At 36.5% G+C, this 25961-nt stretch carries 25 protein-coding genes and 1 pseudogene; 11 read left to right on the top strand and 15 right to left on the bottom strand.

Going from position 1 to position 25961, the window contains the following annotated elements; genetic code table 11:
• Positions 1-93 precede the first annotated feature (93 nt).
• Positions 94-363 carry a UPF0223 family protein gene (locus tag BFA01S_RS13685; RefSeq protein ID WP_066231446.1) on the bottom strand — a complete coding sequence of 90 codons (270 nt, stop codon included), beginning with the start codon at positions 361-363 and terminating at the stop codon, positions 94-96.
• A 12-nt stretch (positions 364-375) separates the two neighbouring features.
• Positions 376-1332: an NAD(P)H-dependent flavin oxidoreductase gene (locus BFA01S_RS13680; RefSeq protein WP_066231443.1), complete on the bottom strand. Its 957-nt coding sequence runs from the start codon at positions 1330-1332 to the stop codon at positions 376-378.
• A gap of 157 nt (positions 1333-1489) precedes the next feature.
• Here BFA01S_RS13680 and BFA01S_RS13675 point away from each other — a divergent pair, with 157 nt between their 5' ends.
• Positions 1490-2965 (top strand): aminotransferase class I/II-fold pyridoxal phosphate-dependent enzyme, encoded by a 1476-nt coding sequence (locus BFA01S_RS13675; protein ID WP_066231440.1) that lies wholly within the window; start codon positions 1490-1492, stop codon positions 2963-2965.
• Between the two features lie 32 nt (positions 2966-2997).
• Here the strand turns inward: BFA01S_RS13675 and BFA01S_RS21970 are convergent, their stop codons facing one another.
• On the bottom strand, positions 2998-3126 hold the full coding sequence (locus BFA01S_RS21970) for a GapA-binding peptide SR1P (RefSeq protein WP_082799990.1): 129 nt from the start codon (positions 3124-3126) through the stop codon (positions 2998-3000).
• Positions 3127-3455: 329 nt separating this feature from the next.
• Positions 3456-3704 (bottom strand): hypothetical protein, encoded by a 249-nt coding sequence (locus tag BFA01S_RS13670; RefSeq protein ID WP_066231433.1) that lies wholly within the window; start codon positions 3702-3704, stop codon positions 3456-3458.
• Between the two features lie 211 nt (positions 3705-3915).
• Between BFA01S_RS13670 and BFA01S_RS13665 the strand changes: the two genes are divergently transcribed.
• Positions 3916-4278: a hypothetical protein gene (locus tag BFA01S_RS13665; RefSeq protein ID WP_066231430.1), complete on the top strand. Its 363-nt coding sequence runs from the start codon at positions 3916-3918 to the stop codon at positions 4276-4278.
• A gap of 97 nt (positions 4279-4375) precedes the next feature.
• Here the strand turns inward: BFA01S_RS13665 and lpdA are convergent, their stop codons facing one another.
• The 5 genes from lpdA to BFA01S_RS13640 all read right to left on the bottom strand — a co-directional run bounded on the left by lpdA (position 4376) and on the right by BFA01S_RS13640 (position 10599).
• Positions 4376-5785: a dihydrolipoyl dehydrogenase gene (gene lpdA, locus BFA01S_RS13660; protein WP_066231427.1), complete on the bottom strand. Its 1410-nt coding sequence runs from the start codon at positions 5783-5785 to the stop codon at positions 4376-4378.
• Between the two features lie 4 nt (positions 5786-5789).
• The gene (locus BFA01S_RS13655) at positions 5790-7139 is read right to left on the bottom strand and encodes a dihydrolipoamide acetyltransferase family protein (RefSeq protein WP_066231424.1); all 1350 of its coding nucleotides are present in this window, start codon (positions 7137-7139) and stop codon (positions 5790-5792) included.
• 87 nt (positions 7140-7226) lie between these two features.
• Positions 7227-8204, bottom strand: a complete 978-nt coding sequence (locus BFA01S_RS13650) for an alpha-ketoacid dehydrogenase subunit beta (RefSeq protein ID WP_066231422.1) — start codon at positions 8202-8204, stop codon at positions 7227-7229.
• 3 nt (positions 8205-8207) lie between these two features.
• Complete coding sequence (gene pdhA / locus BFA01S_RS13645; RefSeq protein WP_066231418.1) at positions 8208-9323, bottom strand: pyruvate dehydrogenase (acetyl-transferring) E1 component subunit alpha; 1116 nt, start codon at positions 9321-9323, stop codon at positions 8208-8210.
• A gap of 607 nt (positions 9324-9930) precedes the next feature.
• Positions 9931-10599: a YkyA family protein gene (locus tag BFA01S_RS13640; protein WP_082799989.1), complete on the bottom strand. Its 669-nt coding sequence runs from the start codon at positions 10597-10599 to the stop codon at positions 9931-9933.
• 392 nt (positions 10600-10991) lie between these two features.
• On the opposite strand from BFA01S_RS13640, the gene def reads away from it, so the two are divergent.
• The gene (gene def / locus BFA01S_RS13635) at positions 10992-11546 is read left to right on the top strand and encodes a peptide deformylase (RefSeq protein ID WP_066231453.1); all 555 of its coding nucleotides are present in this window, start codon (positions 10992-10994) and stop codon (positions 11544-11546) included.
• 187 nt (positions 11547-11733) lie between these two features.
• Positions 11734-12201, top strand: a pseudogene (locus BFA01S_RS13630) (RDD family protein); the annotation flags it as partial.
• 47 nt (positions 12202-12248) lie between these two features.
• Here BFA01S_RS13630 and BFA01S_RS13625 read toward each other — a convergent pair.
• On the bottom strand, positions 12249-13022 hold the full coding sequence (locus tag BFA01S_RS13625) for a Cof-type HAD-IIB family hydrolase (RefSeq protein WP_066231412.1): 774 nt from the start codon (positions 13020-13022) through the stop codon (positions 12249-12251).
• 456 nt (positions 13023-13478) lie between these two features.
• Between BFA01S_RS13625 and BFA01S_RS13620 the strand changes: the two genes are divergently transcribed.
• A complete protein-coding gene (locus BFA01S_RS13620; RefSeq protein ID WP_066231410.1) occupies positions 13479-13688 on the top strand; it encodes a DNA-dependent RNA polymerase subunit epsilon in 210 nt (69 codons plus the stop codon).
• Between the two features lie 2 nt (positions 13689-13690).
• A complete protein-coding gene (gene rnjA, locus BFA01S_RS13615; RefSeq protein WP_066231407.1) occupies positions 13691-15358 on the top strand; it encodes a ribonuclease J1 in 1668 nt (555 codons plus the stop codon).
• Positions 15359-15437: 79 nt separating this feature from the next.
• Here the strand turns inward: rnjA and BFA01S_RS13610 are convergent, their stop codons facing one another.
• The gene (locus tag BFA01S_RS13610) at positions 15438-16100 is read right to left on the bottom strand and encodes a potassium channel family protein (protein ID WP_066231404.1); all 663 of its coding nucleotides are present in this window, start codon (positions 16098-16100) and stop codon (positions 15438-15440) included.
• Positions 16101-16345: 245 nt separating this feature from the next.
• On the opposite strand from BFA01S_RS13610, the gene mreBH reads away from it, so the two are divergent.
• Together mreBH and BFA01S_RS23285 are read left to right on the top strand one after the other, a co-directional pair.
• On the top strand, positions 16346-17353 hold the full coding sequence (gene mreBH, locus BFA01S_RS13605; protein ID WP_066231401.1) for a rod-share determining protein MreBH: 1008 nt from the start codon (positions 16346-16348) through the stop codon (positions 17351-17353).
• Between the two features lie 190 nt (positions 17354-17543).
• The gene (locus tag BFA01S_RS23285; RefSeq protein ID WP_235843029.1) at positions 17544-17681 is read left to right on the top strand and encodes a protein YkpC; all 138 of its coding nucleotides are present in this window, start codon (positions 17544-17546) and stop codon (positions 17679-17681) included.
• A 71-nt stretch (positions 17682-17752) separates the two neighbouring features.
• On the opposite strand, the gene abc-f is transcribed toward BFA01S_RS23285, so the two are convergent.
• Both abc-f and BFA01S_RS13595 read right to left on the bottom strand, forming a co-directional pair.
• Positions 17753-19447 (bottom strand): ribosomal protection-like ABC-F family protein, encoded by a 1695-nt coding sequence (gene abc-f / locus BFA01S_RS13600; RefSeq protein WP_066231396.1) that lies wholly within the window; start codon positions 19445-19447, stop codon positions 17753-17755.
• A gap of 279 nt (positions 19448-19726) precedes the next feature.
• Positions 19727-20890: an acyl-CoA dehydrogenase family protein gene (locus BFA01S_RS13595; protein WP_066231393.1), complete on the bottom strand. Its 1164-nt coding sequence runs from the start codon at positions 20888-20890 to the stop codon at positions 19727-19729.
• Positions 20891-21022: 132 nt separating this feature from the next.
• Here BFA01S_RS13595 and BFA01S_RS13590 point away from each other — a divergent pair, with 132 nt between their 5' ends.
• Entirely contained in the window at positions 21023-22255 is a 1233-nt protein-coding gene (locus BFA01S_RS13590) for an aminopeptidase (RefSeq protein WP_066231452.1), read from the top strand.
• 141 nt (positions 22256-22396) lie between these two features.
• On the top strand, positions 22397-23326 hold the full coding sequence (locus tag BFA01S_RS13585) for a CobW family GTP-binding protein (RefSeq protein ID WP_066231391.1): 930 nt from the start codon (positions 22397-22399) through the stop codon (positions 23324-23326).
• Between the two features lie 177 nt (positions 23327-23503).
• On the opposite strand, the gene BFA01S_RS13580 is transcribed toward BFA01S_RS13585, so the two are convergent.
• Positions 23504-24034, bottom strand: a complete 531-nt coding sequence (locus BFA01S_RS13580; protein WP_066231388.1) for an SMI1/KNR4 family protein — start codon at positions 24032-24034, stop codon at positions 23504-23506.
• A gap of 238 nt (positions 24035-24272) precedes the next feature.
• Here BFA01S_RS13580 and BFA01S_RS13575 point away from each other — a divergent pair, with 238 nt between their 5' ends.
• Positions 24273-24773 (top strand): Imm6 family immunity protein, encoded by a 501-nt coding sequence (locus tag BFA01S_RS13575; RefSeq protein WP_235843028.1) that lies wholly within the window; start codon positions 24273-24275, stop codon positions 24771-24773.
• Between the two features lie 94 nt (positions 24774-24867).
• Here the strand turns inward: BFA01S_RS13575 and BFA01S_RS13570 are convergent, their stop codons facing one another.
• On the bottom strand, positions 24868-25782 hold the full coding sequence (locus BFA01S_RS13570) for a ketopantoate reductase family protein (RefSeq protein ID WP_066231384.1): 915 nt from the start codon (positions 25780-25782) through the stop codon (positions 24868-24870).
• Positions 25783-25961 lie beyond the last annotated feature (179 nt).

Raw genomic sequence — 25961 nt, 5'->3', positions numbered from 1 at the left:
ACTTCACGCGAGCAACGTATGTGTGACCCGCATCTTGCGGACCTCAACTAACTATCGGTGGAGGATGGGGTCCCTACTGATAGAAGTTTCACTTTATATTTTAATCCTGTCTTCATTTTCTGCTTCTTTTGCCTTTTTCACAGCACGGTAGGCAGAATAGCCGCTTGATTCTTCGAATTCTTTGCAAATTTGTTTTTCTTCTGCTTTACTCGGAACGATTTGTTTAAATTCACGATAGGCATCCATTAATTGCTGCCGGTCTATTCCTTTTTCATATGCTCTTTCTACACTTTCAAAAAAGTGAATAACTGCAACTGTTTCTTCTGTTGTCCAATCATAGGAAATTGGATATTGATATTCCATTATATTTCACCCTTACATCCATTTTTGTCTAATCATTTCTGCATCTTTTATGATGCGCGAAAAAAGTTCGCTGACGGAAGGAACATCATGGATAAGACCGATTACTTGTCCTGCCCATGCGAACCCCTCCTCTATTTTACCATCATAAATATATCTTTTGTTTGCTTCACCGCTAATATAATCTTTTAATTGTTCATAGCTGCCAAATTTATTTTCAAGCTGAATAATTTTTTCTGTCCACTCATTTGCAATTGCTCTTGCAGGAGTACCGAGGCTTTTTTTAATGATAACTGTATTATTTTCATCACTCGTTACAATTTCTTTTTTATAATTTCCATGTGCATGAACACATTCCTTCGTTGCAATGAATCTTGTCCCCATTTCGATTCCTTCGGCTCCTAGACTAAGAGCTGCCATTAACCCTCTTCCGTCTCCAATCCCCCCTGAAGCGATGACAGGGATGCTCACAGCGTCCACAACTTGAGGAACTAATACGAATGTGCCTGTATCATTTCTCCCTAAATGTCCTCCACCTTCCTGTCCGACGACCATGACAGCATCAGCACCAAGCTGCTCTGCTTTCACAGCTTGTCTTTTTGAGGCAACGAGAACTAATTTTTTCGTATCAACACCTTTTAATTGGTCAAAAAGTGGAGCAGGATTACCACCAGTCATTGAAATAACGGGGACTTTCTCCTCAATTGCAATGTCTAATAAATGAGAGAATGGACGGCCATGCTGACCGATTGCAAAATTAACACCGAAAGGATTTTCTGTCTTCGCATAAGTTTTTCTAATTTCATCTCTCAGTTTCTCAGGTGATGAAAGTGACATCGCTGTTATTTGCCCTAACCCGCCTGCATTGGAAACAGCTGCGGCCAGTTCAGAATAGGCTAGATAAGCTAACCCGCCTTGAATAATCGGATATTTTATATGTAATAAATCTGTTATCTCTGTTCTCCATTCCATAGCAATCCCTCCTCTTTTCAATTATTCGTTCTGTACAAACATTCTCCTTCTGAATGATTATTATCATTTTATCAAAGGTTAATATTGACGGTCATTATAACGTAAAGGTATAATCTTCTTGTTTTGTACATTCCCATAAAAGAAAGTAGGTAGAAAATTGTCCCAATTTGAAACACCGTTATTTACAGGCTTATTAGAACATGCTAAAAAAAATCCAATTCAGTTTCATATTCCCGGCCATAAAAAAGGTGCTGGAGTCGATCCTGAATTTCGTAATTTCATTGGTGATAACGCATTATCAATTGATTTAATAAATATTGGCCCTTTAGATGATCTTCATTCGCCAAAAGGCATTATTAAGAGAGCACAGGAACTAGCCGCAGAAGCATTTGGCGCTGATCATACTTTTTTCTCTGTCCAAGGAACAAGCGGAGCAATCATTACGATGATTATGGCTGTTTGCGGACCTGGAGATAAAATTATTGTCCCGCGTAATGTTCACAAATCAGTCATGTCAGCAATTGTTTTCTCAGGAGCTATACCGATTTTTATCCATCCGGAAATTGATAAAAATTTAGGTATTTCACATGGAATTACAACAGATACAGTCGAAAAAGCACTGGAGCAGCATCCGGATGCAAAAGGAGTATTAGTTATTAACCCTACATACTTCGGTGTTGCTGCTGATTTAAAAAGAATTGTCGAAATCGCCCATTCGTATGATATACCTGTTCTAGTTGATGAGGCGCATGGAGTTCATATTAATTTCCATGAAGATCTCCCGTTAAGTGCGATGCAGGCTGGTGCTGATATGGCAGCAACGAGTGTCCATAAACTTGGAGGGTCTATGACACAAAGCTCTGTGCTAAATGTAAAAGAAGGTCTCGTTTCGACAAACCGTGTTCAGTCAATTTTAAGTATGTTAACAACGACATCAACATCCTATCTATTGTTAGCTTCACTTGACGTCGCTAGAAAACAGCTCGCAACAAAAGGACATGAGCTTATTGACCGAGCAATTAAACTTGCCAATGAAACGAGAGCAAAATTAAATGAAATTGACTTAATTCACTGCGTCGGTCCGGAAATTCTTGCTTCTAAAGCTACTTTTGATTATGATCCGACAAAATTAATTATTTCTGTTCACGAACTCGGGATTACCGGCTACGATGCAGAAAAATGGCTTCGTGAAAGCTATCAAATCGAAGTCGAGCTTTCTGACCTTTACAATATTCTTTGCCTTATTACACCTGGTGATACAGAAAACGAAGCAAATGCCCTTGTAGAAGCACTTAAGACACTCTCAGTACAATGTAAGGCAAACGAACTGCCTACTGGAACTAAAGCAGAGGTATTGCTCCCTGATATCCCGCTTCTTGCACTCACACCACGGGACGCTTTTTATTCTGAAACAGAGATCGTTCCATTTGAAGAATCAGCGGGAAGAATTATCGCAGAATTTATTATGGTGTATCCTCCAGGCATTCCAATCTTCATTCCTGGAGAAATTATTACCGAAGAAAACTTACTTTATATTAAAACAAATTTAGAAGCTGGTTTGCCAGTTCAAGGCCCTGAAGATCCTACTTTAAGAAATTTACGGGTAATTAAGGAGCATCGGGCAATTAAATAAAAGAAAAAGGGGCTGAAATGAATCAGTCCCTTTTACTTACTCTGCTTTTCTTTTGCCTGACACGTGCTATGCTTACATTTCCCATAGAGTGTGGCAACTTTTTCATTTTCAAAATGACCGATTGTTGAACTGCATTGCTGACAAATAATAATTGTTCCCATCCAATCCCTCGTTTCAATCATTTTTCCACTTTCAAACTCTAATAAACCTTGAAAGCGTTTTATTTGTATTTTTATAATAAAAGGTCACAATTAATGCGTCAAGTATATATCGTATGACATATTTAGCGTATTAGGCTCATTATTCATTTTGAATAGCTCTAAAATACTGCTTCATAAGGATTTACATCATTTTAACAAATGAGAGATTTGTCGAAAACTAATAGAAATATATATATAAATCCACATCATATATTGGGTAAACAATTAGTGTACTGGAACAAATCCAGAATTTGAAACAGTTTAAAATATAGCTAGAATATATACAGTTATTATATAGAAAAAATAGTAAACAATTGCTTTCCTCCAAGAAAAAGGACCGTACTGCTAATTGTCATAAGTGCTGCAATTTTTCTGAATTTTATAAGTTGAATAGCGATCAAATAAGCAACATACATAAATAAGGAAAGGAGAATTGCTTTTGCAAATAATGAATCTTTCTCCGAAAGCCAATCTACAAAAAGAAAACTACTCCAAATAAAGCTATGAAAGATAAGGACTAAATATAGATTTTGTTTCATAAAAATAACTCCTTTTTTAAAAGGTAGAGGCTTGTTTTATACATAGTATGCATGGAAAAATCACAATATTTTCATTTATGTAACAAATAGATGACATCAAGTAGATTATTCAAAAAATATGATAGAATAGTATTAATTTATATCATTTATAACCTTTTTTGAATGTAAAAAGACCTAATTATTTTATTAACTAATAAAGAGGTGGGCAAGTGTGGCAAAATCTTTACTTCTTGCCTTTATCATGTCAGTATTTATTCTCTCATCTTGTCATTCTAATAGTACGCTTGAAGAGGAAGAAATGAAGGATAAGCAAATTCTCTTTTTTTCGGATGATTCAGATATTGAACGTGAAGCGGTTTACTATGATGCAATCCTTGACTTAAGGAAAGAATTCCCTGAAGAAATTGATAGTATGAAAGTAATTTCTGATAAGAAAGAATACGGTCCATTTAAAGTGGATACTCTTCCTTCGTTAATTGTCGTTGAGAAAAAGGAAGTCGTTGTTCGAATAGAAGGCACAGTGCTAGTAAAAGAAAAAATTTTAAATCCTATTTCAAATGCATTAATGAATTAAGGGCTAACTCAATACCAGAGTTAGCCCTTTTCTCTTGAAGGAAATAGCTGATCTTTCTTAAATAAAAAATGTGCCTCCAATGGAGACACATTTTTTATTATTTTACAATATGAATTGGGCTTCCGATTGCTACTTCTGCCGCTTCCATTGTAATTTCACCTAAAGTTGGGTGAGCATGAATCGTCATTGCAATATCTTCTGCTGTCATGCCAGCTTCGATTGCAAGACTTAATTCAGAGATCATATCAGAAGCACTTGGACCAGCAATTTGTGCACCGACAACAACCCCATTTTCTTTAAGCGTAATAAGCTTTAAGAACCCGTCTGTATCGTTTAATGATAAAGCACGACCATTAGCAGCGAATGGGAATTTAGCAGCATTTACTGCAACTCCTTCTGCTTTAGCAGTTGCTTCTGTATAACCAACAGAAGCAAGTTCAGGATCAGAGAACACAACAGCAGGAATACCTAAATAGTCGATTTCCGCTTTTTCTCCAGCAATTGCTTCTGCAGCAATTTTTCCTTCATAAGATGCTTTATGCGCTAATTGAGGACCTTCTACAATATCACCAATTGCATAAATGTTTGAAACATTCGTACGGCATTGTTTATCAATTTTAACAAGACCGCGATCCGTCATTTCAACACCTACTTGCTCTAATCCAAGCTCGTCTGTGTTTGGACGACGTCCAACTGATACTAATAAGTAGTCAGCTTCAACAGTTTTTTCTTCTCCGCCAACTTCAAATGTTACTTTTACGCCAGTTTCTGTCTCTTCTACACCTTTAGCCATAGCTTTTGTGTGAATCTCAACAGCTTTACCTTTAAGACGCTTTTTAACTAAAGCAGTCATTTGTTTTTCAAAACCTGCTAAGATGTCATCAGCAGCTTCTAGGAAAGTAACTTCTGTACCGAAGTTTGCATAAGCACTTCCTAGCTCGATTCCGATAACCCCACCACCGATTACAACCATCTTTTTAGGGATTTCTTGAAGGTTTAATGCACCTGTTGAATCAAGTACACGTTTTGAGTATTTGAAAGTTGGAATTTCAACTGGACGTGAACCTGTCGCAAGAATTGCATTTTTAAATTTATATGTTTGTGAAGAAGTTTCAGTCATAACTTTTACTGTTTCACTGTCAACGAAATATGCTTCTCCACGAGCGATTTCAACTTTGTTTCCTTTAAGAAGGCCTTCAACACCGCCAGTAAGCTTGTTTACAACACCTTGCTTAAATTCTTGAACTTTCGTGAAATCAACTGTTACGTTTTCTACTTTGATTCCAAAGTCTTCAGAATGAAGAGCGTGCTCATAACGGTGACCAGCGTTGATTAAAGCTTTTGAAGGAATACAACCAACGTTTAAGCAAACGCCACCTAATGTTGCTTTTTCTACGATTGTTACTTTTTGCCCTAATTGTGCTGCACGAATCGCTGCAACATATCCACCAGGACCTGCTCCGACGACTAGAGTATCTGTTTCAATAGGAAAATCTCCAACTACCATTCGCTTACGCCTCCATTAAAATAAGTTGTGGATCGTTTAATAAACGTTTAATGTGGTTAAGAGCATTTTGCGCAGTAGCACCATCAATCATACGGTGGTCAAAGCTTAGTGATAAAGCTAAAACAGGAGCCACAACGATTTCACCGTCGCGAACAACTGGTTTTTCTGCGATGCGTCCGATACCTAAAATAGCTACTTCTGGGTGGTTAATAACTGGTGTGAACCATTGTCCGCCAGCAGAACCGATATTTGTAATTGTGCAAGATGCGCCTTTCATTTCAGCAGGAGCAAGCTTGCCATCACGTGCTTTTACAGCTAAATCATTAATCTGATCAGAAATTTCAAATACAGATTTGCGATCTGCATTTTTCACAACAGGAACGAGTAAACCTTTTTCTGTGTCAGCTGCAATTCCGATGTTGTAGTAATGCTTTTGTACAACTTCTTCTGTTGCATCATCTAAAGATGTGTTAAGAGCTGGGTACTTCTTAAGTGCTGAAGTAAGAGCTTTTACAACATATGGTAAGTACGTTAATTTAATACCTTGGTCAGCTGCAACACCTTTGAAACGTTTGCGGTGTGCTACTAATTCTGTTACATCGATTTCGTCCATTAATGTAACATGTGGTGCTGTATGTTTAGAGTTAACCATTGCTTTAGCAATTGCTTTACGGATCGGGCTTAATTTCTCACGTGTTTCTGGGAAATCACCTTCAGGAATAGCAATTGGCGCTGCTTTTGTTTCAGCTGCTTCTGCTTGTGGTGCTTCAGTATCAGCTTGAGCTTGTGCCGCTTGTGGTGCACCGCCTTGTAAGAATGCATCGATATCTGATTTTACAACACGTCCATTTTTGCCGCTTCCTGCAACAAGACGAATATCAACATCTTTTTCACGAGCATATTTACGTACAGTCGGCATTGCAATAACACGTCTGTTTGGATCAACATCAGCTTGTGCTGCTTGTGGCTGCGCTGCTGGAGCTTCCGGTTTTGCACCTTCTGGAGCTTTTGTCTCTGCAGGTGGTGCTGGCTGCTCTGGAGTTGCTCCTTGAGCTGGTGCAGGTGCTTCTGCTTCCTCATCACCATGGTCACCTTTGAATTTTAAGTTTTCATATCCTGGAGCATCAAATGTAATGATAGTTTGTCCAACAGTTGCAACAGTTCCTTCGTCTACGTTTACTTCAAGAACTGTTCCTTTAACAGGAGAAGGAATCTCAACAACAGCCTTATCGTTTTGAACTTCTGCTAATACATCATCTTCGTCTACTTGGTCACCTGGCTTAACAAACCATTTTACGATTTCACCTTCGTGAATACCTTCACCAATATCCGGCAGTTTAAATTCGAATGCCAAAACAGTCTACCTCCTAAATGTCGCTTTTAGTATAGTTTTTAGAGAAAAGGAAAAGACACGCTTTTCCTTTTCATTTTGAGTCAATTATTAGAAATTAATTACTTTTTTAGCTGTTTCAATTACATCTTTATAGTTCGGTAACCAAATTGTTTCCGCTTCTGTAAATGCATAAACAGTGTCAGGTGCCGCAACACGTAATACTGGTGCTTCTAAGCTAAGGATTGCACGGTCGTTAATTTCAGCAACAACTTGTGCACCAACGCCAGCTTGTTTTTGTGCTTCTTGTACAACAATTGCACGTCCAGTTTTCTCAACAGATGCGATGATCGTTTCGATATCTAATGGACTAACTGTACGAAGGTCAACAACCTCTGCTGAGATACCTTCTTTTTCAAGCTCTTCCGCTGCTTTTAAAGATTCATGTACCATTGCACCGTAAGTGATGATTGAAATGTCTGTACCTTCACGTTTCACATCAGCTTTACCGATTTCAATTGTATATTCGCCTTCAGGAACTTCTTCACGGAATGAGCGGTATAATTTCATATGCTCTAAGAATACAACTGGATCATTATCACGAATTGATGCGATTAAAAGACCTTTTGCATCATATGGTGTTGATGGGATAACTACTTTTAATCCTGGTTGTTGTGCAACTAATCCTTCTAAGCTGTCAGCATGAAGTTCTGGTGTGTGTACGAATCCACCGAAAGGAGAACGGATTGTTACTGGTGCAGTCCAACGACCGCCAGAACGGTAGCGCATACGAGCTAATTGTCCGCTCACAGCATCCATTACTTCATATACGAAACCGAAGAATTGAATTTCCATTACCGGACGGAATCCAGTAACACCTAAACCGATTGCAAGACCGCCGATACCTGACTCTGCAAGTGGAGTATCGAATACACGCTCTTCACCGAATTCTTTTTGTAAACCTTCAGTTGCACGGAATACGCCGCCATTAACACCTACGTCTTCACCAAAAACTAAGACGTTTTCGTTATTTTTTAACTCTGTGCGTAACGCATCAGTGATTGCTTGAATCATTGTCATTTGCGCCATGGCTTATTTCGACTCCTTTGCTTTGTAAATTTCATATTGCTCTTTAAGATTTGATGGTAATTCTTCATACATATTATCCATTAATTGAGTAACTGTTTGTTTTGGATATTGGTCAGCTTTTTGAATTGCTTCTTTAATATCTTCTTTCGCTTGCTCAATTACTTGGTTTTCGATTTCTTCATTCCATAGGCCTTTGCCTTCTAAGAATTTACGGAAACGAACGATTGGGTCTTTTGCTTCCCACTCTGTTTCAGTTTCTTTTGTACGGTAACGAGTTGGGTCATCCCCTGCCATCGTATGTGGACCATAACGGAAAGTTAAAGTTTCGACTAAAGTAGGACCTTCACCATTAACTGCACGCTCACGAGCATCACGAACTGCTGCATAAACTGCAAGTGGATCCATACCGTCAACTTGTACACCAACAATACCTGCTGCAACTGCTTTTTGAGCGATTGTACGTACAGCTGATTGTTTTTCAACCGGTGTAGAAATTGCATAACGGTTGTTTTGTACAACAAAGATTGCCGGTGCTTTATATGCTCCTGCAAAGTTCATTCCTTCGTAGAAGTCCCCTTGTGATGCACCGCCGTCACCTGTATATGTAATAGCTACAGCTTTTTGACCGCGTTTTTTAAGTCCTAATGCTATACCAGCAGCCTGGATAATTTGCGCACCGATAATGATTTGTGGTGACAAGCAATTTACGCCTTCTGGCATTTGGTTACCGTGGAAATGTCCACGAGAGAATAGGAACGCTTGATATAGTGGTAAACCATGCCATACGATTTGTGGAACATCGCGGTAGCCTGGTAAGATAAAGTCTTCTTTTTCAAGAGCAAATTGTGATGCTAATTGTGATGCCTCTTGACCTGCTGTCGGTGCATAGAAACCTAAGCGACCTTGGCGGTTTAATGAAATTGAACGTTGATCTAAAACTCGTGTATAAACCATACGTCTCATTAACTCTTTTAATTGATCATCACTAAGGTCCGGCATTGCCCCTTCATTGACGATTTTTCCTTCTTCATTAAGAATCTGAAGTGTTTCGAACTGCTTTTCAATTGCATCAAATTGCTTTTTGCTGTCAACAATAGCATTTTTAGTTTTTGCAGCCATCTTAATCTCTTCCTTTCTTTTCCTTAGAGTGTTATTTTTTGAAGCAACATCATTTGAATTTCTACAATAAATGAATAATCCAAACATTATGTTGCCCAAAAAGTAAGCATGTGACACACTATTTTTAAATTTGCTCTTACTTGCTATATTCCACTCATTTATTTTGTCGAAAACTTTTCATAAATACGGGATTTATATTCACCGTATATAATCTGTATTAATGTTTCAATAATATTACACTAATACAATAAATGATTGCTATTTCAGTTTACAACAACTACTGAACATGCGTCAATCGGTTTGCTATCAGTTTTTTTGCAATATTAATTTTCAGATAATTTACCATTGGGTAAAACCTGTATTAGTACAAAAAATCATCTGTCTCAGTAATTGATACAGAAATGAAAGGGTTTCCATGTCTTAACATGTCAAAAATGAGCCAAACTTTATACAGTAATGAAGCAAATTACACTGATAAACGACAAAAACATTCAAGGATTTCAGCCTATAACTGATAATAAAAACAGGCACTGTAATTCAAAGTTTTACTGTATTCCTCTTCTCACAAAAAAAAGAGGCTCAAACGCCCCCTTTTCTTACTGAATCTCTATTCTTCCATTTGTTCCACTTCAATATCCGCTGCTCTATAAAACTTTAGCTTTAGATCATTGTACTCTTCTGTTAATTTGTTGAATTCATCATTTCCAGTTAAAATCCGCTTATATATTTCATTATTTTTATTAATCTGAGCTTCAAGATCTTCTATTTTTAAATCTTTTTTCTGCAGCATCGTATATAATTCTTTATCATATGTAATTGCCTTCTCATAATCTTTATAAATTTTCTCATAAGAAGCATATCGTTTTTCAACAACGTCTCTTACCTTTTCAGCTGACTTCTTCACATTATCTTCTTCAATTGCTGCAATCTCTGTTTTAAGATTTCCTGATTCTTCTTTTGATGCTTTCATACTCTCATGTTCTTTTGCTAATCTTTCTTCTCTTTCACCAACCAGTTTTAATGCCTCTTTCGATTTGGAAACAATCTTATCATGTTCTTCCATTCCAAGTGAGACAATTTCATCATATAACTTACTTTCTTTTTGTTCCAAATCAGCTAACGGCTGCTGCTGTTCTTTGAAAATCTCTTCTTTATCTGCTGATTTTTCTAAAATATCGAAAATTTTCTCCTCTGGAGATGGTCCAAAACATCCTGTTAACATAATAAGTACTGTGAAAATAGTGCATACAAGCAATGCACTTCTCTTTTTAATCATTTTTCTCCCCCTAATAAGTCAATAATTATAACTATAATAACTTCTTCCTTTTTTTACAATGTGTTTCTCGTAATAAAAATCCCCAGTCTCTTAAATTGTATGACGAAGTCTAAATATTAGATGCAGAAATCCTTTTCGTTTCATGCTCCTTTCGATATAATCATATTATTATAAAATGAGTCTTCAACCAGCAGGATTTCTCTCATCCCTGCTGATTATTAGATGAACTTATCGGACCTTTGTAGGCAGCTGACCTCCCGCATATCTTCTTAAATTTTTAAAGAGAGTCTTACTGTCTATTAAGAGTGGGATAAATATAGGATTTGCAGTGTATTATTCATATATGACTTCTGCACCTTGAATAAACTTATGATTAAAGGAGTGTTTGCATGATGATTACAATGAAAGATATTATTAGAGAAGGCCATTCAACATTGCGCGGGGTAGCAGCTGAAGTAGCTCTTCCAGCTTCAGAAGAGGATAAAGAAATCCTGCACAGTATGCTGCAATACGTTATAAACAGCCAAGATCCAGAACTTGCTGAACAGTACGATCTAAGACCGGGTGTTGGACTTGCAGCACCACAAATCAATATATCAAAAAGAATGATTGCCATCCATATTCAAGATGAAAAAGGCATACAGCACAGCTACGCGTTATTTAATCCGAAAATTATTAGCCACTCTGTTGAGAAAAGCTACTTAACAGCCGGAGAAGGCTGTCTCTCTGTTGACAGACCGATCCCAGGTTATGTACCAAGATATTCGAAAATTAGGGTAAGAGCTACTACAATAGATGGCGAAGAAATTGAATTACGTCTGAAAGGTCTTGTTGCAATCGTGTTTCAACATGAAATTGACCATTTAAACGGTGTTATGTTTTATGATCATATTAATAAAGAGCAGCCGCTTCAAGAACCGGAAAATGCAGTACCGGTAGAGAGATAAATAGGGAATAAGCCAACTTGATTTTTTAAGCTGGCTATTTCTTATGAAAAAAACAGGTACTTTTTACTTAATTTTCCCCATTCTCTTTACTTTCAGTAGATTAATAGTTATATTTTTTGATGAATTACATATTTTTTCAAACAGAATAATATTTTAAATATAAATAGAAAAGAGGTGAAAAAGTATGAAACCAGCAGGATTTTGGATTCGTTTCCTTGCATATTTAATCGATGGGTTCGTTTTTGGAATTCCACTGTCCATCATTCTAACAGTTTTAGGATTCGTTTTCCTTGGCGGTTCTTTAATGACAACTGATTTTGCAGCACAAGATCCTTACTCCAGCAACGGGGCAGAAGTTGGTATTATTCTAGTTTACTATTTTATTTCCTTTGTTTTAGGTATTGCAGCAGCAATTTTCTATTATGGATTAATGACAGCATCTAAATATCAGGGAACTTTAGGTAAAATGCTACTCGGCCTTAAAGTTGTAAATGAGGCGGGAGAAAAAGTGTCAAAAGGTCAGGCAATCGGCCGTTTCTTTGCTTATTATTTATCAAGTGCCGTTGTATATATCGGTTTTATTATGATCGCATTCGGTCCGAAAAAAGGATTGCACGACTACATTTGTAATACTCGTGTTGTTTATAAAGATTAAATAAGAAAGCTCCCTTTCCTTATTCCGGAAAGGGAGCTTTTCCTTCATTACTTTAATAGTTTCAACTGTTCCAATCCGTACAAAATTCCGTCCTCATCAACCGGCTTCGTAATAAAATCAGCAAGTTCCTTTAATTTAGGAACAGCATTTCCCATCGCTACTCCTGTTCCTGCGTAAGAAATCATTTCATAGTCATTTGGTCCGTCACCAAATGCATATACATCTTCCCTGCTGATGTTCAATCTTTCTATTAACCGCTTTATCCCCTCTGCTTTTGAACCGCCTGCAGGAATAATATCAACAGAGAACTCATGCCAGCGAATAAATTGAAGATCATCATAGCATTTGTATTGTTCTTCCTCACCATCTTTGCAAAATAAAAGAATTTGATAAATAGGATGATTTCTAAAAAATTCCTTATCAACTGCTGGAGGAGTAAATCCTAAACTTTGCAAACTTTCTTTAATATACGGATGTTCTGCAATAGTGGACATCATCTTGCCGTCCCCCATGAAAATAAGCGGATGCCCAGCTTCATCCGCATCTGGAAGCAAACTTTCTATCGTAGTCGTAATTAGAGGATTTTCATAGATGGTCTGCCCTTCAAAAACGACATATTGGCCATTATAACTGACAAATGAATCAATTCCGAGTTCTTCCCTAATATGTTTAAACATAAAAGGAGCACGGCCTGTGGCAATTGCAACATGATGCCCTTCTTCCTTTAATCTTTTAACAGCCTCTTTTGTCGATGCTGGGATTTTATTCTGATGGTTGAGAATTGTTCCGTCAATATCGAAAAAAATAACTTTTTCGTTCATTATGTATTAACTCCTTGTCCATTAAGCATTTTTTGCCGTATATAACATTCACTGACTATTCCTATCTTAGCCAATATATCGGAAAGGAACAACAAATCTAATATATCTTCATATTTTTCCACCAATACCCATGAAAACCATATAAAAAATAGCATATACTATAAGTATAAAGAAAATTGACACGGGAATTTGTCATCATTATGTATGTAAAGAAAGCGGACGGAATGATTTTTATTATTATTTGTTTAAGGGAGGTTTAAAAATGCTTAAAAGACTAAGAAGAAAATTAAAAAAACAATGGGAAAATCTATTAAAGAAAAAAACAATCGCTTAAAAGGCAATTCTGACCTGGACAGAAAGCTTATAACACTTTAGTGAATGCTTGGCTTGAAAGGAAATTTCGCATATAATATAAAAAGCTAGTCTATAATCGGAAATTAAGGAGAGGTTTTTATTATGATTTACAAAGTTTATTTTCAAGAGAAATTGACTGAAGTGCCTGTTCGCGAAAGAACAAACACTCTTTATATTAAAGGAAACACTGAAGGGGAAGTTCGTTTAAAATTAAAGGACCGACACTATAATATTGAATATATACAGCCGCTTGATGGAGCTTACTTAGATTATGAACAGCAAAATGAAAATTATAAAGTATTGGAGATTTGATTATGAAATTTGTTAAAAATGACCAAGTAGCTATTTTTGCACTTGGTGGTCTCGGTGAAATCGGGAAAAATACGTACGGAGTTCAATTCCAAGATGAAATTATTCTCATTGATGCGGGAATTAAATTTCCAGAGGACGAACTATTAGGAATTGATTATGTTATTCCCGATTACACTTATTTAGTAAAAAATGCAGACAAAATTAAAGGTCTATTTATTACGCACGGACACGAAGACCATATCGGCGGAATCCCTTATTTACTTCGACAAGTAAATATCCCTGTTTATGGCGGAAAGCTTGCTCTCGGTTTAATCAGAAATAAACTGGAAGAGCATGGCTTACTAAGACAGACGACATTAATCGAAATTAAAGAAGATGACATTATTAAGTTTCGAAAAACATCTGTTACATTTTATAGAACGACACATAGTATACCGGATGCATTCGGTGTAGTTGTCAAAACACCGCCGGGAAATATTGTACATACTGGTGACTTTAAATTCGATTTCACACCTGTTGGAGAACCTGCTAACTTAACAAAAATGGCAGAGATCGGCAGCGAAGGTGTACTTTGTCTTCTTTCAGACAGCACAAACAGTGAAGTTCCGAACTTTACAATGTCTGAACGACGTGTCGGGGAAAGCATTGATGAAATATTCCGCAAAGTAGAAGGACGAATTATTTTTGCAACATTTGCATCAAATATTCACCGTCTGCAGCAAGTAGTGGAATCAGCTGTGTTAAACAACCGGAAAGTTGCAGTATTCGGACGGAGTATGGAAGCTGCCATTCAAATCGGTCAAAACTTAGGTTATATAAGCTGCCCGAAAGAAACATTTATCGATGCACATGAAATAAACAAGCTTCCTGCTGAACGTGTCGTTATTTTATGTACAGGTTCACAAGGTGAACCGATGGCAGCGTTATCAAGAATTGCAAACGGTACACACCGCCAAATTCAAATTATTCCTGGTGACACGGTTGTCTTCTCTTCCTCGCCAATTCCAGGTAACACATTGAGCGTAAGCAGAACAATCAACCAGCTTTTCCGTGCCGGTGCGGATGTCATTCACGGTGCTGTTAGCGATATTCATACATCAGGTCACGGCGGACAGCAAGAACAAAAACTTATGCTCCGCTTAATGAAACCGAAGTATTTCATGCCGATCCACGGTGAATACCGGATGCAGAAAATGCATGCTAAACTTGCAATTGATTGTGATGTAAAAGAAGAAAACTGCTTTATTATGGATAACGGTGAAGTACTTGCTATTAGCAACACTGAAGCTCGCGTTGCAGGCAAAATTCCATCTGGCTCTGTTTATATCGATGGAAGCGGGATCGGTGATATCGGAAATATCGTCTTAAGAGACAGAAGAATTCTTTCCGAAGAAGGCTTAGTCATTGTCGTTGTCAGCATTAATATGAAAGATTTTAAAATTTCTGCTGGACCTGATATTATTTCACGCGGATTCGTTTACATGAGAGAATCCGGCGACTTAATAAATGATGCGCAGACACTTATTTCAAAACATTTAAATAAAATTATGGAGCGTCGTACAAGCCAATGGTCTGAAATCAAAAATGAGATAACAGATACATTAGCACCATTCCTATATGAAAAAACGAAGCGTCGTCCAATGATTTTACCGATTATTATGGAAGTATGATAAAAAGAGGAAATACCCTTTATTAATTAGGTATTTCCTCTTTTCTTTGTATGCGGCTGACCGATTTCACTCCTCTTCCTTAATCCCCTAGCAGCCTTTTCTCAAATCTGTTAATATCACTGTCAGCACCGATAAGAATTAAAATATCATCACGATGAATCTCTTCATCTGCTGGCGGTGAGACAATAATATCTTTTCCACGTTTAATTGCAACGATGTTTAAACCGTATTTTGCTCGGACATCCAAATCAATTAACGTATAGCCGACTAGTTTTTTACTAGCAACAATTTCAGCGATACTATGCTCGTCTGAAAGCTCTAAATAATCAAGTACATTGTTTGAAATAAGATTATGTGCAATCCTTCTTCCCATATCTCTTTCCGGGTGAACAATTTTATCAGCACCAATCTTTGATAATACTTTCTCATGATAATCGTTTTGTGCTTTTACTGTAATATGTTTTACACCAAGTTCTTTTAAAATGAGAGTTGTTAAAATACTAGCTTGGATACTATCACCAATTGCAACGATAACATGATCAAAATTACGGATGCCAAGGCTTTTTAATACTGCCTCATCTGTCGTATCACCAACAACTGCATGGGATGCAATACTTGCAAATTCATTTACCCTGTCCTCATCTATATCAATTGCCATCACTTCCAGTCCCTCATCGCTTAACTCTCTGCAAATGCTTCCGCCAAAACGGCCGAGACCAATTACTGCAAATTCCTTTTTCATTTTCTTCTCCTCCAAAACGAACAATCAAATTAATTCTATTAGCAATAATATACCCAATTGATAAAAGTTTCACTTTATTATCAACCCGTTCTGCTCTAATATCAACTTTTTTTAACAGATTACAATGCCGACATTATATTACAAAATTATTACTATTTCTTTTCAATCATATAAAAGCCCCCAAAAAGAACTTCTATTGTTCAAATGATATGTAAGAAACAGATTTCTAGAATTGGGTGAACAATATGTTAACGAATACAGTAATTGGTATCGACTTAGGTACTGCAAATATTTTAGTTTATAGTAAAAATAAAGGTATTGTCGTAAACGAGCCTTCTGTCGTTGCACTTGATACAGCTACAAGAAAAGTACTGGCAGTTGGTACAGATGCGAAAGATATGATCGGTAAAACACCTGGGAAAGTTATTGCTCTTCGTCCGTTAAAAGACGGTGTTATTGCTGATTACGATGTCACGACCGAATTATTAAAGCAAGTGATGAAAAAAGCAGCAAAAAAGCTTGGTCTAACAATTAGAAAACCAACCGTTGTTGTCTGTACCCCATCTGGTGCCACAACAGTCGAACGACGTGCTATTCAGGATGCCGTAAAAAATGCCGGTGCAAAAACGGTCCACTTAATCGAAGAACCGGTTGCTGCTGCAATTGGAGCCGATTTACCAGTTGACGAGCCAATAGCCAATACGATCGTTGATATTGGCGGGGGAACGACAGAAGTTGCTATTATTTCATTTGGCGGTGTTGTCTCTTGCCACTCGATTCGAATTGCCGGTGATCAGCTTGATGAGGACATCATTCAATATGTCCGAAAAAATTACAATCTATTAATTGGGGAAAGAACAGCTGAAAATATAAAAATGGAAATTGGTTATGCACCTATTCCCCATGAAGAAGTGAAGATGGATATTCGTGGACGTGATTTATTAACCGGTCTTCCAAAAACAATTACTCTTTCTTCTTATGAAATGCAAAAGGCTCTTAGAGAATCCCTACTTCATATCCTAGAAGCAATTCGTGCTACATTGGAAGACTGTCCACCAGAATTAAGTGGGGATATCGTTGATGGTGGTGTCATTTTAACTGGCGGCGGTGCTCTTATGAAAGGTATTCAGGATTGGCTTAGTAAAGAAATTGTTGTTCCTGTTCACCTTGCTCCAGATCCTCTGCAGTCTGTCGCAATAGGAACCGGGAAATCATTAACTGTCATTGAAAAACTGCAAAAAGTTGTTAAATAATATTAGCCAGGTCCCTCATAGACGGACCTGGCTAATATTTTATTTCTTTCTAGTCCTTCATAAAATCCTCTGAATTTTTCTACTTATTTGCCTCTAAACGCTAATTAATAAATTCTTAACATGAAATTTGTCATAAACCTAAGAAATAAAGAATATGCTATCTTTGTTTGATTAATGTTAAGGAGGATTTATTTTGAAAGATTTAAGCAGACGACTCATCATCAGCCTGACACTGGCTGCTATTATTTTAAGTGGAATGAGCATATCTTTAGCAAATATGCCTGAGGCTCCTTCAAATGGGCAGATGCTTCAAGTACGGGGAGAGTAACAGTTACATAAATAGAAGAAGACTTCTCTGAAATAGAAGTCTTCTTTAACTGTATACATTCTCTTTAAATACTATTGCTTTTCTAACTCTCTTTTTTTCTTTAGTAATTCCTGAAACTGGGCATCCAGCTGTTTATACTTTTCATCATCAGGAAATAAAGATCCTAACTCACCTAAGACAGCTGTTATCTTTGTATTAATGATAAGCAGCTCATCTTCATTTCTATTTTTATTTTTCATGCTTTCTTTTTCATTAAATTGTTGGAATCCCATTTCAATCCGTTCAATTGTCCGGCTATCAATTCGGATTAATTTCTCACATAATTTATTAAGAAAATAATAGTCATGTGAAACAACGATTATTGTCCCATTATATTGCTGCAGCGTACTCTCCAACTGCTCACGGCTCCGTAAATCAAGATGGTTTGTCGGTTCGTCTAATATGAGTACATCATATTGATTTATTAATAGGCAGGCAAGCTTCACTCTTGTTCGTTCTCCTAAGCTAAGCTCCTCCATTTTTTGTCCCGCTTTATGCTCTGATAAGCCCATACTTGCTAAAATCGTTCTCGCTCGAAATATATCTTCTCTTTTAGTTAGTGCCATCATTTCAATCGGAGTTTTATATAGCGGAACATCACTGACATCCTGACTTAAATAACCGACTCTTAAAGATGAACTTTTCCAGAGCTCTCCTTCCAAAATCGCTTCCTCACCGAGAATCATTTTTATTAATGTCGTTTTTCCACATCCGTTTGGACCAATTAATGCTATTTTCTCTCCATGCTTTACATAAAACTGACCTTTTTCAAATAAAATCCGCTTTTCATATATCTTTTTCAAATTTTTTGCCTCAATCACACGCTTTCCTCGTTTATATACGTCTTGGAATTGAAAAAGAATTTGTTCTTCATCTTTTGGTTTCTCAATTTTATGCTTCTCTAATTCTTTCTCTAAACGTTTTTTTCGGGACTTAATTTGCTTATCCATTCCTTTTGCTTTTACACGATAATATTCTTTAAATCCATCTTTCTTTGTTGAAGTACGATGTGCCTCTTCTGACCAGTCCCCCAGTTTTTCAATCATCCCCTCGACTCTCTGTTTCTCCTTTTTCTGAATATTATATTGATGACGCTGTTCCTCATAACGGCGCTGTTTTTCATTTTTAAAAGCAGTATAATTTCCTTTATAGGTGGTTATCTTTCCGTCTTCTAAATCAAAAATAGTATCAACTGTCTGATCTAAAAAATAACGGTCATGAGAAATGATAATTACTGTTCCATTAAAGCTTTTAAGCTGTTCAATGAGCCAGTTTACACCTTTTAAGTCCAAATGGTTTGTCGGTTCATCCAAAATTAACAGCTCTGGTCTTGAAGCCCAAATATTTGCTAATGAGAGCTTTAACCGTTCTCCACCACTTAAATGATTTACTCTCTCTTCATCCCATGATTGCAATTTTTCTAAGCCCAGCTCACTCACTGCTTCATAAAAGCCGCTTTCCTCCTGCGTTTGAATCATCTTTTTAAAATCATTTGTAACGTAATCAATTGATTGCAGCAAATAACCTTTTCTAACAGCCCCATTCAGCTCTTCAATCGTACCTGAATCATAGGCTTCCACTCCAAACAAAATATTTGCCAGCGTTGATTTTCCTGCACCGTTAGCACCAACGATTCCGATACATTCGTTGTTTTTTATAGTTAGATTTAGTCCATCCAAAACTTTATTCGTTCCATATGTTTTCGTTAGCCCTCTAATTTTCAACATAAAAAAACCTCCCTAGAACCTAGGAAGGGATAAGTCAGTCTTTTTAAAGTACAGTAAAATAAAGCACAGTAAATAAAGATATGTGCAATAAAAATATTTTAAAGGTACAAAAATAGGCAGACTAATCCAATTCTCCAGGTTCCGTTTTTTCTTTATTCAAAATAAAAAACGTATTAGAAAATAAGATTAGTTATCCATTTCTCCTTGTACCGATCCTTTCATTAATATACCTTTATTCTACGCTGTAATTTGAAAATATGTCAATAGCCATTTACATATTTATTCCATAAAAGCCCGGTCGCTTAATAATTTCACTGTAAGATCATCAGCAGGCGGATTATGAAGGCCTGCCCTTACATCACGATAATATCTTTCAAGCGGGTTTGATTTATAAATGCTCTGTGCACCGACAATTCTCATCGCAAGATCTACGACTTCAACAGCTGTATTCGTCGCAACTGTTTTTACCGCAGCAAGCTCTGGAGCCAAGGTATGACTCATTTTCTTATTCTCATCCCATTTTTCTGCAGTATGATACATAAATGTCCGTGCGGTCAGAAGCTTTACGTCCATTTCTGCTACTTTTCTCCTTACTTCTGGTACGTCCATAATTGGATGGGATAAACTTGAAGGCTGATGAGTTTTCGCAAAACGCACCGCTTCATTTCGGGCAGCAATTGCAATTCCCAAGTAGCATGCTGGAATATGCAGGAGCCAGCCTTGGGAAACCGAGTTTTTAACATTCCTTTTTATTTCCACTAAAGCATCTTCATTAACTTCAATATTTTCAAGAATTAAATCATCACTTCTAGTCGCCCTCATGCCAAGCGTATTCCATGTTTCTTCAATGGAAAGACCTTTTGCATCGCGAGGAATAAGAAATTGGGCAACGTCTTCCTTCCCTTCAATAGAGGCTGGAATAATAAAATAATCTAAAATCGGTGCGAGTGAGGTAAAAATTTTCTTTCCATTAATTATCCAATTATCTCCTTTTTTAATAGCCGTTGTTTCCGGCTTGCCTCCTCTTGCAGGACTGCCTGAATTCGGTTCAGAGGCAGCTGTATTAAGCAGTTTATTTTCATTAACGATTTCACGGCAAATACGGGTAAATATGTCATCCGGCCATTTTTCGGTTACTGTAAGATTAATCATAAGAGCTAAATGCCAGCCGAGTGAAAGGGCAGTCGCACCGTCCCCTTGCGCAATCTTTTCTTGAACAAGTAAAAATTCATATAATGAAATTTCATCTCCGCCGTATTTTTTTGGAATGGTTAATCTTAAATATCCTTCTTCTTTCAAACGCTCAAAATTTTCAAATGGGAATAAGCCTTTTTCATCATATAAAGCAGCTCGCTTTGAAAATTCTTCCGCTAATTGAGCTGTTTTTTCAAGTAATTCTCTTTGTTTATTTGTTTTTATAAATTGTAAATCCATTGAATTCAATTTTTTCACCTCTTCTCTCTCCATTTTACCGAAATTTCATAGATTATAGTGAATATTCAGCTTGCTAAAAATTTTCTTCCATTTAGCTGTTCTGTTAAAATATAGTTATAAAATATGAAGGAGGTTTTTACTATCTCTACTTTCGATCAAAATTTAGAAAAATATGCAGAATTAGCTGTTCGTGTCGGTGTGAACTTGCAAAAAGATCAAAATTTACTCATTAATGCAGCTATTTCAAGTGCAGACTTCGTTCGCTTAGTTGTAAAAAAAGCTTATGAGGCTGGTGCAAGGAACGTATATGTAGAATGGCATGATGATATTGTTACAAGAACGAAATTTGAGCTTGCCAACGAAGAATCCTTTAATGACTATCCTGAATGGAAAGCAAGAGGTCTTGAAACATTAGCAGAAACGAACGGAGCATTTATGTCGATTATTTCATCTGATCCTGATCTTTTACGCGGGATTGATCCGAAAAGAATCGCAGCTTCAAGTAAAGCAGCTGGTGTCGCTTTAATGAAATATCGCAACTACATTCAAGCAGATAAAGTAAGCTGGACTGTTATCGCTGCAGCATCTAAAGAATGGGCGGCAAAAGTTTTCCCTGACGTAAATGAAGATAAACAAGTAGAAAAGCTTTGGGAAGCAATTTTCAGAACGACACGCATCGATCAGCAAGATCCTGTAGAGGCTTGGGAAAAACATGATGAAACATTACATAATAAAGTAGATTATTTAAACGAGAAGCGTTATAAAAAACTCCATTACAAAGCAGATGGGACTGACTTAACCATTGAATTGCCACAAGGCCATTTATGGGTCGGAGCCGGCAGTAAAAATGAACAAGGCGATTACTTCATGGCTAATATGCCAACAGAGGAAGTATTTACAGCACCTCTTAAAACAGGAGTGAATGGTGTGGTAAGAAGTACGAAGCCGTTAAGCTATGGAGGGAATTTAATTGACAACTTCTCCTTCACATTTGAAAATGGCCGCATCGTCAGCTTTAAAGCAGAAAAAGGCGAAGAAGTATTAAAACAACTCGTTGAAACAGATGAAGGTTCTCATTATTTAGGTGAAATTGCTCTCGTTGCTCATGACTCTCCAATTTCACAGTCAAATATCCTTTTCTACAACACATTATTTGATGAAAATGCATCAAATCATTTAGCAATTGGCAGCGGTTATGCATTTTGTGTAGAAGGCGGAAAACAAATGTCCCGTGAAGAGCTTGAAAAAGCAGGTGTCAACTCAAGTATTACCCATGTTGACTTTATGATCGGATCAGGTGAAATGGATATTGACGGTATTTTAGACGATGGAACAAGAGAACCTATTTTTAAAAAGGGAACTTGGGCTTTTTAATTAAATTATTACAAAAAGAGAACCGGTGACTTGCTAATTCACTGGTTCTTCCTTTTTAAAGCACTAAAGTATTCATCCCCTCTAAAAATTGACAAATGAATAAAACGTCTTTACCATAAACATGAGTGAAAGGAGTTTGCTATGAAAAAAATTGAAGTTTACATATTATCAGGGTTTTTAGGTGCTGGAAAAACAACACTTCTTACGAATATTTTACAGCAGGAAAAAGAAAGAAATCGTAAAATTGCTGTTATTATGAACGAGCTTGGGGAGGTTTCAATTGATTCCAATGCTATTCCAGAGAATACACCACTTGCAGAGTTATTAAACGGCTGTGTTTGCTGTACAATTCAAGGCCAGCTTGAAGTTCAGCTTCATAATATTATTGAAGAAAATGAACTTGATGCTATTTATATTGAAACGACAGGTGTTGCTCATCCAATTGAAGTATTAGACGCTTGTATGTCCCCCCTCTTTGCTGACCGATTACAAATCAAGTCGATCATCACACTCATTGATTCCAATCGCTGGCTGGACCAAAGTAACTTAAGTATTCAGCTGAAAAAACTGCTTCAAGAACAAGTGATCCATGCAGATATCGTGCTCATTAATAAAGTAGATCAGCTTTCAGAAAGTGAAAAAGCAAATATCGTCATGAATATTCAGCAATTAAATAGTAAAGGGAAAATTATTTTAACCGAATACGCTGACATTAATTTAGAACAGCTTCAAGGCGGGACTGTTCAGGAGAAAAAAAGTCATGAACAAGTACATGTCCACAACCATCTCCATATTCGCACATATGTCCACAGTTTCTCTAGATCTGTTGATTTGAATGAATTTGAGAACTTTTTAAAAACAATGCCTGACACTATTTATCGAATTAAAGGGTATATGAAATTTAGACATTCTGACAATACATATCTCTTTCAATACTCATATGGTATGCCTCTTTATTTAAAAGAGCCGGTCACTATGAAAAACATACTCGTATTTATCGGTGAAAATTTAGATCATGAGGTATTAAAAGCAGCATTAAACCGCTTAGAACGCAAAGAAGCCGACATTTAAAAGCCGGCTTCTTTACGTATTTCCACAGATTATGTATAAAAACAAAAATAACATATAGCGTAAACAGATGGACACCGTTTGGAGAAGAAACAGATTTACTTCTTTAATTTTTGAAAATATTTATAAAGGAATCTAACTGTGTCTTTTATTTTAAAGATGAAATTTCTTTTTCCCCTATTAATTCTCTTCTTCTAAACAAATTTCTATGAATTCAAATAAACTTTTTGCCCTAATAGAACGATCTCCCCAATCATGCCAATAGTATAGGATTTGCCCTATTACTCCAGCTTCTGATGGATCTGTATCAATACAAAGATAATCACCGCCCCCATTTTCTGCGATTGGAATCCATTTAGGGTTCCAGAGAACAGGTTTAAGTTCCTTTCCAATATCTGCATCTACATCATCAAATTCAGCAGGATCAAATTCCTCTTGTAGGAATTTCCAGTTATCTATAATTTCCGAAATAGGAGAAAGTGTTAGATTTCTTACAAAACATTCAAACTCAGATTTCCAATTCTGACCGTTATATATCATATAAAAACTCTTCATTTCCTCAGGAAGTGTAACCCCCAGTACAGTTTCTATCAGCTGAAAGTCTTCCTCTCTGGCACCTGGCTGGAGATTTAATTTTTCTTTAAAGCCCGCCTCCATACTTGAGCCCTTTTCAATTATACGTTTCCATAATAATTCAGCTTGATTCACCATGTCTTTTATCCTCCAGCTATATTTTAGGGCATCCAATTTATTATCTTTATTTCTAATCACTTATAAACTATTATTTCCAATATGATTATAATATCATTATAAAGTAACTATATGGTAACTAACTCTCTATTTATATACTTCATACAGGACGGATGTTAAGAAAATTAACATTTAAGCAAAACAGATCATAATTTATAGATATGGACTTAATAATCTATTAGGAGGTTTTAGCAGACTTATGAGAGATATTATGAACATAAGTATTAATAACAGGGTAGCAATATGTTTAGCATATGCTGAACATACATTAAATTATTTTGAAAATGAATTCAAAGATGGAGACTATCATCAAGCCTTTGAACAATTTAGAAATATTATAAATATGGGTTATGAATGGTTATCGGGAAGCAATATAAATTGGGGATTACTTTATAATTTATGCAATGATGATGAAAGGGATTATGGCTGTTTTAATTTTACAGCCACATTCGAATGCTCAGATAAATACGAAACACCAATAAGCGTGCTAATATGGACTATATATTATTTGATTTATCAGTGCGCTCATAGCTCGAATGAAAAATATTTCCCCCAAGACCTATGGGATGGACATTTACCGCAAGAGGAAGAAAAAAGTATAATTGAAACTTTACATATTGCGGTTAATAAATATCTTTCTGCAGAAAATTGTGAAAAACTTAAATTAATAGAGGAAGAATATAGAAGACCTTTAGCTTAAAATAATAGAAAAAAAAGACGGGAAATGAAAGCATAGTCTCTCGCTTCTTTTATCTCCTGTCCTTAATTAAATAACTTTATTACTCATACGTACATTACAAACCTTTTACCGAACTCTCATATGTTTTTAAATTCGTATAAATAATCTTTAAATATGTTGCTTCTATTCTATGTTTTTCTGCTAGTTTCAGTAAATAACCTTGAATATGATCTGCTTCAACTGCTCCGCCTTTTTCCATATCTCTCAGCATCGACGATCCCATTTCTTCTGTTAATTGATTGATTTGCTCAAATTCCACTCCATCATCGATTGGTGCTTTTTCCGCTCTTATAATACTGGCGATTTCCTTAAAAACAGCCTCTATGATTTTTTCACCGTACTCCATCTTCTTAACCTTCCCAATTTTCGAACGAAAAAGAGTCGTTACCCCTGATAGTCCCGTAATGAATAAATATTTATGCCACATCGCTCTTAAAATATTATCATTTCTAATAAAATCAGCTTTTGTTCCTGAAAAAGTCTGCTCAATTTCCTCTATTCTCTCTGTTTTTTCTCCCGAGAGCTCTCCGTAATTAAGAAGATGGCTGGATCCCATATGAATGATCGTCCCTTTGTCATCAATTGTCGCACCAATCATACAAAGTCCGCCTATCACCTTGCTATATGTAAATATTTCCTGTAAACGATCAACATGCACCATTCCATTTAAAAGCGGCATTATTACAGTATCAGGGCCGACAAAAGGGGTAATATCTTTTATTGCTTGTTCAAAATGATAAGATTTTGTACTTAAAATAATTAATTCGAAGGCGGGGACTCTATCTGTAGCTAAAATTGTTTTCGGTGTTAATGAAAAATCACCATACATACTTTTAATATTTAAGCCAGTTTCCTCTAGCTGCTTCTTTCTCCCCTCACGAACAAGAAAAGTAACATCCTCCCCTTTTTCCATCAATCGACCGCCAAAATAGCCACCAACAGCACCACAGCCAACGATAAGTATACGCATAAAATCACTCCTGTTCTTCATTCATTGTCTCATTTGAGCAGCCCGTCACTATTATTAAAGAAAGTATAACAAAAACATAAAATAACTTTTGAAATTTCAATGAAGACACCCGCCTTATAAAGTGAAACTTCCATCAGTCGGGTTTTTTCCCATCCCTCACTGATGCCCGCAGGATGCGG

Source organism: Metabacillus fastidiosus NBRC 101226, from assembly GCF_001591625.1.
Lineage (GTDB): Bacteria > Bacillota > Bacilli > Bacillales > Bacillaceae > Metabacillus > Metabacillus fastidiosus.
The sequence above is the reverse complement of the archived record's forward strand: the minus strand, read 5'-3'. Positions and strand labels throughout refer to the sequence as shown.